General features: G+C 65.4%; 10 protein-coding genes and 1 tRNA gene. 5 read left to right on the forward strand and 6 right to left on the reverse strand.

Going from position 1 to position 14,589, the window contains the following annotated elements; translation table 11 throughout:
• The first annotated feature begins 5 nt into the window (after positions 1-5).
• The 3 genes from IE307_RS43510 (at position 6) to IE307_RS43520 (ending at position 2,360) form a co-directional block, all read left to right on the forward strand.
• The gene (locus IE307_RS43510) at positions 6-476 is read left to right on the forward strand and encodes a helix-turn-helix domain-containing protein (RefSeq protein WP_191305360.1); all 471 of its coding nucleotides are present in this window, start codon (positions 6-8) and stop codon (positions 474-476) included.
• 78 nt (positions 477-554) lie between these two features.
• The gene (locus IE307_RS43515) at positions 555-1,814 is read left to right on the forward strand and encodes a hypothetical protein (protein ID WP_191305361.1); all 1,260 of its coding nucleotides are present in this window, start codon (positions 555-557) and stop codon (positions 1,812-1,814) included.
• A gap of 102 nt (positions 1,815-1,916) precedes the next feature.
• Positions 1,917-2,360: a hypothetical protein gene (locus tag IE307_RS43520; RefSeq protein ID WP_191305362.1), complete on the forward strand. Its 444-nt coding sequence runs from the start codon at positions 1,917-1,919 to the stop codon at positions 2,358-2,360.
• Between the two features lie 635 nt (positions 2,361-2,995).
• Here IE307_RS43520 and IE307_RS43525 read toward each other — a convergent pair.
• The 4 genes from IE307_RS43525 to IE307_RS43540 all read right to left on the reverse strand — a co-directional run bounded on the left by IE307_RS43525 (position 2,996) and on the right by IE307_RS43540 (position 5,011).
• The gene (locus tag IE307_RS43525) at positions 2,996-3,661 is read right to left on the reverse strand and encodes a HEPN domain-containing protein (protein WP_191305363.1); all 666 of its coding nucleotides are present in this window, start codon (positions 3,659-3,661) and stop codon (positions 2,996-2,998) included.
• Between the two features lie 275 nt (positions 3,662-3,936).
• Positions 3,937-4,011: transfer RNA gene (locus IE307_RS43530), tRNA-Val, on the reverse strand.
• A gap of 37 nt (positions 4,012-4,048) precedes the next feature.
• Positions 4,049-4,507 (reverse strand): peroxiredoxin, encoded by a 459-nt coding sequence (locus IE307_RS43535; RefSeq protein WP_191305364.1) that lies wholly within the window; start codon positions 4,505-4,507, stop codon positions 4,049-4,051.
• A 72-nt stretch (positions 4,508-4,579) separates the two neighbouring features.
• Complete coding sequence (locus tag IE307_RS43540) at positions 4,580-5,011, reverse strand: DUF3052 domain-containing protein (protein WP_191305365.1); 432 nt, start codon at positions 5,009-5,011, stop codon at positions 4,580-4,582.
• Between the two features lie 320 nt (positions 5,012-5,331).
• On the opposite strand from IE307_RS43540, the gene aceE reads away from it, so the two are divergent.
• Positions 5,332-8,091 (forward strand): pyruvate dehydrogenase (acetyl-transferring), homodimeric type, encoded by a 2,760-nt coding sequence (gene aceE, locus IE307_RS43545; protein ID WP_191305366.1) that lies wholly within the window; start codon positions 5,332-5,334, stop codon positions 8,089-8,091.
• A 75-nt stretch (positions 8,092-8,166) separates the two neighbouring features.
• On the opposite strand, the gene IE307_RS43550 is transcribed toward aceE, so the two are convergent.
• Both IE307_RS43550 and IE307_RS43555 read right to left on the reverse strand, forming a co-directional pair.
• The gene (locus IE307_RS43550; protein WP_191305367.1) at positions 8,167-11,640 is read right to left on the reverse strand and encodes a toll/interleukin-1 receptor domain-containing protein; all 3,474 of its coding nucleotides are present in this window, start codon (positions 11,638-11,640) and stop codon (positions 8,167-8,169) included.
• A 69-nt stretch (positions 11,641-11,709) separates the two neighbouring features.
• Entirely contained in the window at positions 11,710-13,407 is a 1,698-nt protein-coding gene (locus tag IE307_RS43555) for a protein kinase domain-containing protein (RefSeq protein ID WP_191305368.1), read from the reverse strand.
• A gap of 250 nt (positions 13,408-13,657) precedes the next feature.
• On the opposite strand from IE307_RS43555, the gene IE307_RS43560 reads away from it, so the two are divergent.
• The gene (locus IE307_RS43560) at positions 13,658-14,584 is read left to right on the forward strand and encodes a TIR domain-containing protein (RefSeq protein ID WP_268250486.1); all 927 of its coding nucleotides are present in this window, start codon (positions 13,658-13,660) and stop codon (positions 14,582-14,584) included.
• Positions 14,585-14,589 lie beyond the last annotated feature (5 nt).

The following is a 14,589-nucleotide window of genomic DNA, read 5'->3' on the forward strand; positions in this document are numbered from 1 at the left end:
CAACGGTGCCTCCGAAGCTCTCGGAGGCGCCGTTTTGGCTGGTGGGGGACGTTGAGGCGCTTTCACACCCCTCCACCCCTGTTCAGCGGCTTCTTGAACTTGCAAAGACCTGGTCGGATGCGCCGAACGGTGCAGGTCCTACGGTGTCACCTAGGGCCCTCAAGACCCTCCGCAAGCTCAAGCCCGCCGAGATCGATGAGCTCGTCGAGCAGTACCGAGCCGGCTCCAGCGTCTACCAACTAGCCAAGCAATACGGCTTCCATCGCATCACCATCGGCAAGCACCTCCGCTCCCGCGGTATCGACACGACAGCACCAGCACTCACCCATGAGCAGGTGAGGGAAGCGGCCCAGCTCTACGCAGACGGCTGGAGTTGCAAGAAGATCGCCAAGAACTTCGGTACGGGAGCTGAGACAGTGCGCGAGCGGCTACAGCAGGCTGGGGTGACCATGCGGGGACCGCACGAGCGGCTATAGCAGTCAATCTCCCGGCTCAACCTTTCCCTACGGCCAGGCCATCACCACGAACAAGCTTCGTCACGGCAGAATTAGGCGGTGGCCGACTACCTCTTCACCGAGTACTGGCGAGAACACCGCCCCTTGCGCGGTCTCCTGAACGACTGGGCGAGGTTGGCCTACGACAGAGCGCACGGACTTCGGCGCGATGCTTTCGCCGAGCCAGATGACGCACAGCTACTCGAACAGCTGCTCGACGACTGGCTTCGCCAAGCGAAGCTCCTAGGCCGGGAGTCAAGCCCAACCGCTTATCCCGAGCCAGGTCAAGTCTATCGACGAGGCGAGAATCACGAATATGTCATGCATTGGCGCTGGGGATTCAAATTCCCACTTAGCGGAAATCTCGAACTCCTTCAGGCCTGGCCAGCAAACACTGACGTCGTGCCAAGCAGCGACAACATTCACAGCATGCCCGCACCACAAGTCGTCTGGCAGCTAGTTCCCGGCGGGGCATTGGCCCTACTCGACGTACCCGGAGTAGATGACCCCGCAGGCGTGAATCCACCTACAGAACGACTGCTAGCCGCGACCAGAACACTCGATTCGATCGTTACAGCGACAAACGAAGAAGTAAGAAAATTCGACGAAAAAATGAGAATCGAGCTCAGCGAGATCATCGCCAGTCGCAGAACCAGATTGACCAATATCGAAAAGAACACTCAGGCAACCATTGAGCTCCTCCAAAAAGAATGCCCACCGCTACAGGTCGAGATAATCTCAGCGTCGCAACCGGTAGCACCGATCCTTAGCACGCAGCACTCCAAAATCGACCTGCCCGTTGCCGTAACCCGGAAGACGTTTCTCGACCTCATCAACGTAACGCAGCGATGGATTTACGCCGCCCAGCGATATCCTTCTACGTTCACAAAAATGGAAGAGGAGGAGGTCACGAGCGTTCTTGTTTCAGTATTGAACTTGGCTTTCGACACAGCGCAGCGCGAAGCCTTCGTAGGCAACGGCAAGACCGACATATACGTTGAAGCAGAGCGTGGCGATAGGACGCGCGCAGCGTATGTAGGTGAGGCGAAATACTGGGAAGGCCCGAAAGCGGTAGAAAGTCACCTTCGACAAGTCTTGGGCTACGCGCCCACACACATTCGCGAGGTAATGTTCCTCTACTACGTCAGAGCGAAGAATATCGACGCAATTCAGTCAAAGGCTACTATCGCAATATCAGAGTGTGCTGAACTTTTCATTGAATGGACCACAACAGGAAAGGGCGCACGAATGAAGCATCCAAGCTTCGAGCATGACATCCAGGTATCTATTCTGTACGCACACTTTCCTCAAAGAGTATAGCGATCACTTTCCTGACCAGTCCAGCGATTGACCAGGGAAGCGCCGCACTCACAGGCACTGCACCAGCCTGTTGCGATAACCTATTCCGGACGGAGACGAGAGATGCCGCGCTACGAGGGGTCCGTGCGCGTGTACTTCCAGCGTATCTATCTAGGCAACTCCCCGATGCCGCTAGAAGATAGTCCCTTCAAGAACTACGACTTTGATTCGCTGGCGGTATCGGCGGGGGATGCCATCGGGCTCAACAGCGTCACGAGCAACCACACGGCGCACGTGACGCTTGAGGTCTTCGACTCGCCAGCCGAGGTACCCGCGGAAGTGCGCGAGCAGCCGACGTACTGGTTCACCAGCTCGGCACGCGAGATCGCGCTGACCGACACCGAGGGCGGTACAGCGTTGGTGCTGCCCGCTCTCCCAGCTGGCCGCGTGGTGTGTGCGGTGAGCTGTTCTGGACGCGACGAGGCCTACGCTGCTCGGCACCACGAGCACCAGGACGATGTGCGCGATATTGAGCGCTGGCACATCTGGATGTGGCCCGAAGCCTGATCGGGCGCTTCTTCACTCCGTGGTCGACGACTTACGCCTCGGCGCAACCGCCGCTCGGCAACGTCCCGGCAACCACGCGAGCTCCAGCACCGCCTGGCACCTTGATGATGTGCCCAACTACGCATACGCCGGCTGGGAACTCTGCCGCGTAGAACAAGCTGCCCACGGGCGCCGGATCTGACTCGCGCGCAACACGCACCACCGAGCTGGAACCAAATCCGGCGTCCTTCAGCCGCTGCTGTGCGGCGTCTGCTTCAGCTGCGGTTGGTGGCCGTTTGGCAGGCGCACCGGGGCACGGGTTGCCGTCTAGATCGACGCAGAGGCCAACGCGGTGAATGACGCGGTCAAGGTCTTCCATCCGAGCTTCAGCTTCGGCGCGCTGCGCGTCACTGATGGGTGCTCGCTTGGCGATGTCCTGTGCCTGGTGGAGGCACTGCTGATCTGAACCCGCTCCTCCAGCAACACCAACGCAGGCGCCACCGGGCGCAGAAGCAGGTTCGGTGGAACCAGATTGTCCGAACATCCACCAGACGCATGCGTCGAGCACGACTACAGCTAGAACGCTGATCACCACGAGGCCAGCGCGCCGCGAAGAGCGGCTGCGGAGAAGCTTGTCCGGAGCATCTATTCAAGGTCTATAGAATTCCTTGGATCTCGCTCGACTCCCAGATAAAGTGCCGACACGCTACCATGTGATCAAAAACTTCCTGAGGCGCACCAGCTTCTCGCAGCATGCAGATGGTGAACAGCCAATAGGCGGCTTGACCAACATAGAAAAGCTCAGTCACATCAAGATCTGGATGACGCCCCAGGTGGTGTGCAATATCGTTGCGATGGTTCTTTGCCTTCTGACACCAGGTTGATGTCTTCCCAGCCCCGACCAGCTTCTCAAAAGGTTCGCCGGCATGATCAACCAATCCTTCGAGGCGCCTCACCAAGTTCATCTGATTCTCACCGATACCCGACCATGTTCGATGGAACGCCTCAAGTGACGCGATCCTATTCAGCATCTCGTCTTGGATCATCGACTCTTTGGCGTACCGAGTTGCCATGACCCTGCCGAGAAACTCGCGGTACCTTTCAGCGGCGGTCATCCATCGCGAAACCCCATCGATCCCACCTAGCTGCTCGAACGTAAACAGCATGCCACTATCATCAAGCTGCTTCTTGAAAGAGCGACTCTCCACTCTCCATTCAGAAAAGAGCTGGGCCCGGAGAACAGAGAGCTGGCGGCGGCGCTTGAGGCCGCGCTCCGGGCCGTGACCAACTGCGAAGCCGGTTACCTGACTGCGCCGAACCACTTGCGGCGACAGATCAATCAGGGGTTCTTCAAGAAGCTGTACATCGATGAAGACGGCAACGTTGCGCGAGTCGAGCTGACGGAGCCGTTCGCGACGCTCTTGCCGGGCGGTGCCGCCGTGCCGGTAAAACCGGACGTCTCACACGTGGTTGACGCCGTAGTGGCCGTCCAGCCGTCGCGCCCCATCGTCCTGGCGTCCCAAATCGCCGTTCAACCGCTGGCGTTGGTCGCCGCTGGCGGAACTGCCGCCACACATGATCTTGCACGAGAACTATCTGGTGGGCGCGACAGGGATCGAACCTGCGACCGCTCGGGTGTAAACCGAGTGCTCTCCCGCTGAGCTACACGCCCCAACCCGGCACCGCGAAGCGCACGGGGTACAACTACATCATGCCCTGAGCGAGGCCACGGCCTTCTTCCAGGCTTCCTGATCGCGGGCCTCTCCAGGCCCGTTCACCTGAGCGAACCGCACCACGCCCGCCACGTCCACCAAAAATGTCCCCCGCAACGCCATGCCGACGGACGAGTTGAACACGCCGTAGGCCTGCGCGACGGCCCCGTGCGGCCAGAAGTCCGACAGCAGGGGGAACTGGAAGCCCTCCTGGTTCGCCCACGCCTTCAGGGCGAACGGGGTGTCCACGGACACGCCCAGCACCTGGACGCCTTCGTACACCGCCAGTTCGTCGCGCAGCTGGCAGAGTTCGCCGCGGCAGGTTCCGCTGAACGCGAACGGGTAGAAGACCAGGAGCACGGCTCGGGAGCCGCGGTACGACGACAACGTCACGCGTTGCTTGTTGTAGTCGTCGAGCGTGAAGTCCGGGGCTTGCGCCCCTACCTCGACCACCATGGAACTCCTCCAGCCCGCCAAGGGACCACGGACCGGTCAAAGCCCGTGGTTCGACCCCGTGTCAGCAGGTCCTCAGCGCTTGGCCTTGGCCGACTTCGGCCACACCAGGCGGATGCCCGCCCAGTCGTCGGCGACGCTGATGTTGGAGGTCTGCGACAGGCCTGCGGTGGGCACGGCCTCGGCGACGTCCGAGGGCTCCACATGGCCGGGACGGCCGGTCTTCGGGGTGAGAACCCAGATCACGCCGTCCTCGGCGAGCACGCCGGTGGCCTCGAGAAGGGCGTCGACCAGGTCGCCGTCGTCCTCCCGCCACCAGAGCAGGACGACGCTCACCGTCTCATCGGCTTCCTCGTCGAGGAGGTCGCCCCCGATTCGCTCCTCGACAGCGGCACGCAAGGCGTCGTCAACGTCCTCGTCCCAGCCGAGTTCCTGGACGACCATGCCTGATTCGATCCCGAGCTTCTCGGCGACGCCGATCTTGCCGGCGTCTTCCGCGGCGACCACGGTTTTCACTCCTCCAACTACGCAAGAGCGACAGCCCTAAGACTGCCGCCAGAGTCCGTTACTCGGGCTAGCGAACACTGTCAGCTACCTCCGGCGCAACTGTTGACCACTTGACACGCCGGAACGCACACCCCCGTGAAGACACCTACACTGGCATGAGGCACGCTCTACATACCTCTTATCGCGCGCGCGTGAGCGACACGATCCAGAACTACTGATCAGTAGCGATGACGAAGTCGTCGCGCAAGGACAACGATAGGAGCGCGCGGCACCGTTCACCGGGCCCGCGCGAGTACCGCCAACGAAGCCGAGGAGACACCTTGAGCCCGCAGAACACAGGCCCCGAGCGGGTTCGTGTCATTCGCGACGGTCTGGCAGCGCACCTGCCGGACATCGACCCCGAGGAGACCTCGGAATGGCTCGAGTCGTTCGACGAGGTGCTCAAGGGCGGCGGGCAGCAGCGGGCGCGCTACCTGATGCTGCGTCTGCTCGAACGCGCTGGTGAGAACCACGTCGGCATGCCCTCGCTGACCAGCACCGACTACGTCAACACCATCCCCACCGAGCGGGAGCCGTGGTTCCCCGGTGACGAGGAGGTGGAGCGTCGTTACCGTGCGTGGATCCGCTGGAACGCCGCGATGACGGTGCACCGTGCGCAGCGCCCCGGCGTGGGTGTCGGTGGACACATTTCGACCTACGCGTCCAGCGCGTCGCTCTACGAGGTCGGCTTCAACCACTTCTTCCGCGGCAAGAACCACCCCGGCGGCGGCGACCAGATCTTCATCCAGGGTCACGCCTCCCCCGGTGTGTACGCCCGCGCGTTCCTCGAGGGCCGCCTGTCCGAGCACCAGCTCGACGGCTTCCGCCAGGAGTACTCGCACGCCGGTCCGGGCGGCGGCCTGCCGTCGTACCCGCACCCGCGCCTCATGCCGGACTTCTGGGAGTTCCCCACGGTCTCCATGGGCATCGGCCCGATGAACGCGATCTACCAGGCGCGTTTCAACCGCTACCTGCGCGACCGCGGCATCAAGGACACGTCCGACCAGCACGTGTGGGCGTTCCTCGGCGACGGCGAGATGGACGAGCCCGAGTCGCGCGGCCTGCTCCAGCTCGCCGCGAACGAGCAGCTCGACAACCTGACGTTCGTGGTCAACTGCAACCTGCAGCGCCTCGACGGCCCGGTGCGCGGCAACGGCAAGATCATCCAGGAGCTGGAGTCGTTCTTCCGCGGCGCCGGCTGGAACGTCATCAAGGTCGTCTGGGGCCGCGAGTGGGACTCGCTGCTGCACGCGGACCGCGACGGCGCGCTCGTCAACCTGATGAACAGCACGCCGGACGGCGACTACCAGACGTACAAGGCCAACGACGGCGCGTACGTCAAGGAGCACTTCTTCGGCCGTGACCCGCGCACGAAGGCTCTCGTCGACGCGATGAGCGACGACGAGGTGTGGAACCTCAAGCGCGGCGGCCACGACTACCGCAAGGTCTACGCGGCCTACAAGGCGGCGACCGAGACCGTGGGCCAGCCGACCGTCATCCTCGCCAAGACCATCAAGGGCTACTCGCTCGGCCCGCACTTCGCGGCCCGCAACGCGACGCACCAGATGAAGAAGATGACCCTGGCCGACCTCAAGGGCTTCCGCGACAGCCTGCGCATCCCGATCACGGACGAGCAGCTCGAGGCCGACCCGTACCTGCCGCCGTACTACCACCCCGGGCAGGACTCCCCGGAGATCCAGTACATGCAGGAACGCCGTCGCCAGCTGGGCGGGTTCGTACCGGAGCGCCGCACCAAGGCGAAGGCGCTCACGCTGCCGGGCAACAAGGTCTACGAAGGCGTGCTGCGCGGTTCCGGCAAGCAGGAAGTCGCCACGACGATGGCGTTCGTCCGGCTCGTCCGCGACCTCGCGAAGGACCCGGAGATCGGCCCGCGCATCGTGCCGATCATCCCGGACGAGGCACGGACGTTCGGCATGGACTCCATGTTCCCGACGCAGAAGATCTACAACCCGAACGGCCAGGCGTACACCTCGGTGGACGCCAACCTGATGCTCGCCTACAAGGAGTCCGAGCAGGGCCAGATCCTGCACGAGGGCATCAACGAGGCGGGTTCCACGGCGTCGTTCACGGCGGTCGGCACGTCCTACGCCACGCAGGGCGAGCCGATGATCCCGATCTACATCTTCTACTCGATGTTCGGCTTCCAGCGCACGGGCGACGGCCTGTGGGCGGCGGCGGACCAGATGGCGCGCGGCTTCGTGCTCGGCGCCACCGCGGGCCGCACCACGCTGACCGGTGAGGGCCTGCAGCACGCCGACGGCCACTCGCTGCTGCTCGCGCACACGAACCCGGCCGTGATCTCGTACGACCCGGCGTGGTCGTTCGAGGTGGCGCACATCGTCAAGGACGGTCTGCGCAGGATGTACGGCGAGAACGCCGAGAACGTCTTCTACTACATGACGGTCTACAACGAGCCGTACGTGCAGCCGGCCGAGCCGGAGGGCCTGGACGTGGAAGGCCTCCTGCGGGGCCTCTACCGCTACCAGGAGGGCCCGCAGACCGACGGCCCCCGTGCCCAGATCCTCGGATCCGGCGTGGGCCTCCCGTGGGCTCTCAAGGCCCAGAAGATGCTCGCCGAGGAGTGGGGCGTGTCCGCGGACGTGTGGTCCGCCACGTCGTACTCGGAGCTGCGCCGCGACGCCGTCGACACCGACCGCCACAACCTGCTGCACGTGGACGCCGAGCCGCGCGTGCCGTACGTGACGCAGGTGCTGAAGGACGTGCAGGGCCCGGTCGTCGCCGTGTCCGACTGGGCGTCGGCGATCCCGGACCTGATCCGCCCGTACGTCCCGACCGACATGACGACCCTGGGCACGGACGGCTTCGGCTTCTCCGACACCCGCCCGGCCGCCCGCCGCCACTTCCTGGTGGACGCGGAGTCCGTCGTCGTCGCCACGCTGGCCGCCCTGGCCCGCCGCGGCGAGGTCGAGCAGTCGAAGGTCGTCGAGGCGGCCCGCAAGTACCGCATCGACGACGTGCAGGCCGCCGGCCCGTCCACGTCGGACGCGGGCCTGGCGTAGCCGAGGACACCACCTGAGCCGCTCTGCGGCGATCTGAGGGGCCGTTCCGCCACCGCGGAGCGGCCCCTCGGCCGTTCAGGCGTCGTGGTCGTCCTCAGCACTCCTGTCGAACCGCTTCGCCCACTGATGGAAGCCGTCCGCGCAGATCCGCAGCCGGGATGCCGTGTAGGGCCACTGGTGCTCGATCTTGCTCGCCCATTCTCGATGCTGCGCCGCGAGCGCCCGTTCCTGAGTGCCGCCGTCGTAGGCGTCTCGCACGGTCATGCCCTGGTCGTTGCGGACCCCACGGGCAAAGCCGTCGCTGATGCGTTCGCTCTCGAGGTCCTCGATCAGGTCGCGCACGAACTCCGACGGCCACGCACCGTCCGCCCCCACCGGGCTGCCGGACAGCATCTGTCCGATGAACTCCTCACCCAGGCCCTGGAACTCAGTCTCGGCCAGAAGACTGCGCACGTCGTCCACCCACTGCCTGCTCGCGGGTACGACCCGGCACCACATCAGCGCTGCCAGCGCTTCGCCCTGAACCGGTCGGAACCGGCCGTCGACACTCTCCCTCGTGAGACCGACAAGACGCACGAAGTACTCCGGATCCGTGGACATCCGCCGATAGAGAATGGCAGGTGGCCGGTGGCGGTGCAGCACGCTGAAGTAGGCCAGCTCCAGATCAGCGACTGTGTCGTGATCCGCACCGGAATTCACCAGGTGGTCGAGCAACACGCTGACCTCGTGCCAGAGCGAGCCCGGCAGCCCACCCAGTTGCTCCGCCAGCACGCTGAGCACGTGCACCACCGAGGTGAGCGACAACGTCTGAGGCTCTCGCAGCGCCGCCACGTACAGCACCCGCAGGACGAAGTCGGCCCTGTCACGGGAGATGAGCTCACGGAAGTAACGTTCCCTGGCGCTGTCATCGCCGGGCACGGATGTGGTCAGCTGCCAGTACGTCGCCTGGGCGGCGGGATCGGCCGTCTCCACGAGGTCCAGCAGTTCGGCAGATCCTTGCTGTGCCAGGAGCACGCGTCCCTGGGTGATCGGGTCCCAGGACGTGAGCCCACCGGTCGCCAGCTCCGCCAACGGCCGCGCGACTCCTGCGAGCCACCCGGACGCCAGGTCGGCGGAGACGTCGTTGCCCGCCAGCGCGGGGAAGAGCTCGTCGTGCGGTTCCAGGCCGGCGACCTCCGCCACGAACCCGCCCAGTTCGCGCGGACTGTCCACTTCGGACGCTAGCCTCAGCAAGCCCGGCACGCCGTGGGAGTGGAGAACCTCGGTGACCGCCGTGATCCGGCGCAGGTGGAGCCTCTGCAGGTATCCGGAGTAGTCGTCGAGCTCGTCCCGGGGCACGATCTCCATGTTGAACAATGGCGCATGCCGTTCCGGCAGGTCGACCGGTTCCAGCCGGGCGGCGATGTCGTCCAGCGAGGAAGCGGACTCCGGGTAGTACTTCCGATGGTGGACGACCGACCACCAGAGCTTCATCCGGTCACGCGGTTCGAGCTTCTCGACGTCGAGACCGGCCAGGCTGTCGACGAACCTCAGCCTGGTCTCGTCGCCGAGCCGGGAAAGCACGTCGACGACGTCCGCCCAGCGGGCCGGACGCTCCGCAAGCGCCTCCAATGCACTTTCGACGAGCATCGCGAACGTGGGCTCCCAGTCCTCGCGCGGCGCCATCACGAGCCCGGAGGGCCAGTCGCGGAGACGAGGCCTGTCCGTCAGCGCGTGGACCCCGTGTTCGCCGGACAGGTACCGGATCACGAGCTGCCAGCCGATCTCCGGGCTCCTCCGGAGGACGTGCTTGATCGCGCCGCGCTGGTGTTCAGCGCTCGCGTTGGTGAACGGCATCAACGGTAGGAGCGCATCGGAGAGCGTCTCGAGCGGGCGGCTCCGGTAGTTGCTGTCCGGCTCGGGATCCAGCTCCGCGAGGCGGGCCAGGGAACGCACTCCGAGCATCAGGTGCTCCTCGGACCAGCACAGCCTTCCCAGCGCCCACAACAACCACCTGTGCGGTGAGCGGTCGCTCGCGAACATCCGCGCCAACACAGGACTGGGCTCGGACGAGCCCCGGGAGACGGCGTCGAGGAACACGGCCGGCGCCGCTTCCGCGAGCAGTGGCAACGCGTCGGCCACGATGATCCAGCGTTCGCCTGACGAATCCGCGTTGGCGTGCTGGAGGATCTCCGCCACCACCTGAGCTGCGCGGTCGTCACCAGACACACCCGCCGCCGCGATCGTCTGGGCGACCCCGTGTCGCAGGTGCTCGGAAGCCTCGATGCCGAAGAGGACCACGAGGGCGAGCTGCCGCCAGCGCTCGAACCCGGTCTGCCCGAGGCGGCTGCCCAGGAACGCCCACGCGTCCCTCACGTCGGCGAGCTGGTAGTGAGTCCCCGACCTGTGCAGCAGGGGGTCGTCGATGCCTGAGTGGTTGATGGCGAAGCGTTCGACCTCGCCGTACGACTGCCCGGTCAGCCCTTCGAGGATCAGCCGATCAGCCTGACTCGTGGTGCCCCAGGCGCCGGCGAGCACCACGTTCACGGCCAGTTCCGTGGCAGCGGTTCCGGCCCAGGGCGGCGTCTCCGTGCCGTAGGCCAGCCGCCGTGCAAGCGCACGGACGCTCTTGCGCAGCGCGGCTGCGAGGGCGTCGGCCGCCCCGAGTTCCATGCCGTGCGCGATCAACGCGTCGCGCGCCTTGTCACGAGGGATCCGAGGCAGCGTGATCTCGGCGTGCGAGGCCTCGTACGTGTCGGTGACCACCAGCACGTGATGCCCCTTGTCCACCGCGTTCATCACGTTGATGCCGCTGAGGGGCGTGACGATCAGCGCCGGCAGCAGCCGCAACGCGTGAGTCCACCCGTCCGCGGTCTCCGCCAGCACGCCACGGTCCTCCGGGCGACCGGCACTGATCAACGACGCGACGAACACCTGGACCTCGTATCGGGAAGGCCCGCTGATCACCTTCGCCGACGCGGGTGCGGCCAGCCAGGCCTCGATCTCACCCACCGTCGCGTCACGGCCGGCGAGGGCGAACCCAGCAGGTAGGTGCCTCGACTCCGGCTGCCCGCCCCACCACTCGGTCAACCGGTGCAGTCCGGGCACGACGCCGACGCCCAGCTCCGGTTCCAGGTCGACGAGGTACTGCGGCAGGTGGTCCAACCACACGTGCAGGTCGCGGTGTGTCACCTTGAGGTTCTGCAGAGATGCCAGTTGTTTGACGTCGTGGGGCAACGTGTCCGCGTCGGGCATCTCCGTGTGCTTGCCGTACAGCACGGGGATCACGCGATTGCCCAACCGGAGAGCTTCCGAGATCTCCCTTCTGACCCAGCTGCTGGGCGTGTGCAGAGCCTTCGGGTCCCAATGAGGCCCGATCACCACGAGCATCACTCGGCAGGCCCTGGCCGTGTCCAGCAACGCGGGCCGGTAGTCGTCTCCGGCGTCGATCGACACGCTCGACCGGAAGACCTCGTCGGCCCCGAACTCGCGCGACAATCTCTCGTACAACGCCGCGGCAGCGCCGTCGCCGTCATTGCCCTGGAAGTTGATGAAGATCTTCTTGTTCACGGACCGATCCTCGACACCCAGGACGTGCGCCGGCCAGGGGTTTCCTGTTGCCAGTTCGGCTCGGCCGGGTCAGCGGAACGTCGTGGTGGTCGTCGTCGGACTGGTCGACAGGAGCGAGTCGCCCGGCAGCAAAAGCAGCTTCGCGTCGCCCAGCACGAACTCGTTCGGTGTGGGGCACTTCTTCGCCGGAATTCCACGCCACTGGATCTTCAGGCGCAGCACGCCGGCGAGATCGTGGCTGATCTTGGTTTCCTTGCCGAACGCGAGGCGCTCGTCGACGATTCTGACGCCGTCCGCGAACATTTCCAGCTGAACCTGCAGACTCGAGTCCGTGCTGTTGTCGTCGATGCCCGCGACCGCCTCGATTTTGCGCGCCTTCTTGGAGAGGTTGTATTCGACGGTCCAGGTCTCGTGGCAGGCGGAAGTCGACGACGAAAGCGAGTGCAGGTACTCATTGCCCGCGATGTGCGCCACCGTGTCCTTGTCCGACCAGTAACTGGTGCTGGCCGGCATTGCTGCGAGATAGGTGATGGCGCCCTTCTGCGCCACGCTCACCTTCACCTTGCCGGTGAACGGCTCACCGGCTTTGGGGTCCTGCGCCACGACGGTGCCCGCGGGAACGGACTCGTCGACCACGGACTCGGGCTCCACCGAGGGCAAGATCTTCTGGACGTCAGCGAGGGACTTGCCCACGAAGTCCGGCACCGTGGTGAGGGGTTTCGTGGTCGTGACGGCGACGGTGGTGACAGGCGCCGCCGGGGGCGTCGTCGTGCCGGTCGCGAGGGGGCCGGCCGTGGGCGGGGCGTCGTCTCCCGGCCTGAACACCAGGAAGCCCCCGACGAGAACGACCACGACCGAGGCCACCGCGAGTACCACGGTGCGACGACGACGCTTGGCCATGGGAACCCCTGACGGTGGCGGAGGAGGAGACGTCGTGAAAGGGCCGGTGGCGGGCTCGGGCACCGGTGGTCGCGCAATCGGCGCCGAGCGCAGGGCGGGTTCCAGCAGCGTGAGCATGTCCGCCACGTCGCCCGCCGCGGGACGGGCCGCCGGGTCGGGCGCGAGCATCCTGGCAACGAGGTTCCACAGGTCGGGATCGATGCCCTGCGGCGGGACGGGGTGGGCACCACGTCGTTCCTGCGGGCGGTGGTCGCGGAACGGCAGGGCTCCGCAGCTGAGCTCGTAGAGCACCACGCCGAGGGCGAAGACGTCGCCCGCCGGGGTCGCCGGTGAGGCAGGGTCGAACTCAGGGGGCAGATAGGCGACGCGCCTGCCGAAGTCGGCCGCGGCGGCCCGCCAGGTAGTGCCGAAGTCGGTGAGCTTCGGCGTGGAGTCCGCGGTGAACAGCACGTTCTCGGGCCGCACGTTGCCGTGGCCGGCCGCCAGTTGTTCGTGCACGGCCGCGAGCCCGCGCGCCACGCCTGCCCCGATCTCCGCGACCTGGGACGGCAGCAACGCGTCGAGACCGGCCATCCGCTGCCGCAGGTCCCCACCGGGGAGGTACTCCGTCACGACCGTGACGCGCTTGCCCTCGTAGAGCAGGTCCAGCGTGCCGGCCACGTTCGGATGGCCGGCCACGGAACGAATTCGGTCCTGGTCGTCCATGAATCCCATGCGGGTGTGGGTGTTCTGCGCGAGCTGCCGGTCGAGCTCCTTGAACGCCACTTCCGTCTTCGCCTCGGTGTCGGTGCCCCGGTAGACCGCACCGACCGCCCCTCGACCGATTTCCTCTTCAACGAGGTAATGAGTTCCCAACGCACGCGCCATAGCTCGCGTCCTCCGTCTTCGCGCACTGCCGACAGAATCGGCGACCTGAACAGCGTAGATTAAAGAAGACCAGAGAAGTGGACAAAAAATGCCCATTTAAGCGCACTCGAAGTGGACAATCACAACGGCGGAGAGCCAATACCGGGCCCAGTCACGAACAATCGACTGACAACGGGAAACAGGTGTCGCGACCTGCCACTCGCAGTGGACACTCGACGGGAAGAGGAGGTGCGCCATCAGCGAGGTCTTCATCAACTTCCGAGTTGGCGACGCGCAGGACAGTGCTGTCCTCATCGAGGAACGCCTCGTCACCGAACTCGGCCGCGACAGCGTGTTCCGATCCAGCACCGGCATCACGCCGGGCACCGCCTTCGAGCCACGACTGATCGAGGCGGCGTCGACCTGCGAGGTGATGCTGGTCGTGATCGGGCCCCGATGGCTCACCATCACGAAGGGAGGAGTGCCGAGCATCAAGGCGCCCGCCGACTGGGTGCGGATGGAGATCGAGTTCGCCCTCCACAACAACGCCAAGGTCATCCCGATCCTCGTGGGCGACATCTCCATGCCGTCGAAGGACGAGCTGCCCGACACGATCAGCGAACTGGCCGGGCGTCAGTACATCCGCCTGCACCACCGCAGTTCCCGGTACTCCCTCGACCAGATCGCCGACTCCGTCCGGGCCCTGGTCACCGCGAACAACGGCGTGCTGCCTCCACCGCCCGCTCAGGTCACGATGCTCACGAGCCTCGGCACCACGAGCCGTTCGGCGGACATCAAGCTGTGCGGCGCGAACGTCAACGGCAGGCACTACAGCGAGAGCATCGTGTACCGCTGCACCGACTTCGCCACCGCCGTCCGCGGCCGCGTGGGGTTCGACCTCGGACGCCGGTTCCGTTCGTTCAAGACCACCGCGGGCGTGCTCGACGACGCCGTCGAAGGGGGTCAGACCGGGATCTTCCAGGTGATCGGCGACGGGATCATGCTCGCGGAGCACACGGCGTCGCAGGGCAAGCCCTGCGTGATCGACCTCAACGTGTCGACGGTGCTGCGGCTCGAACTGGTCGCCTACCGACCCGGCACGACCGAGCACCCGATGCTCGCCGGTGTCATGGCGATCAGCGGACGGTCCAACAAACTGCCGGAACTCGCCTGGGCCAACCCGACCCTGTACGCGTGAGGAGT

This window comes from Lentzea cavernae (genome assembly GCF_014653695.1).
Taxonomy (GTDB): Bacteria; Actinomycetota; Actinomycetes; order Mycobacteriales; family Pseudonocardiaceae; genus Lentzea; species Lentzea cavernae.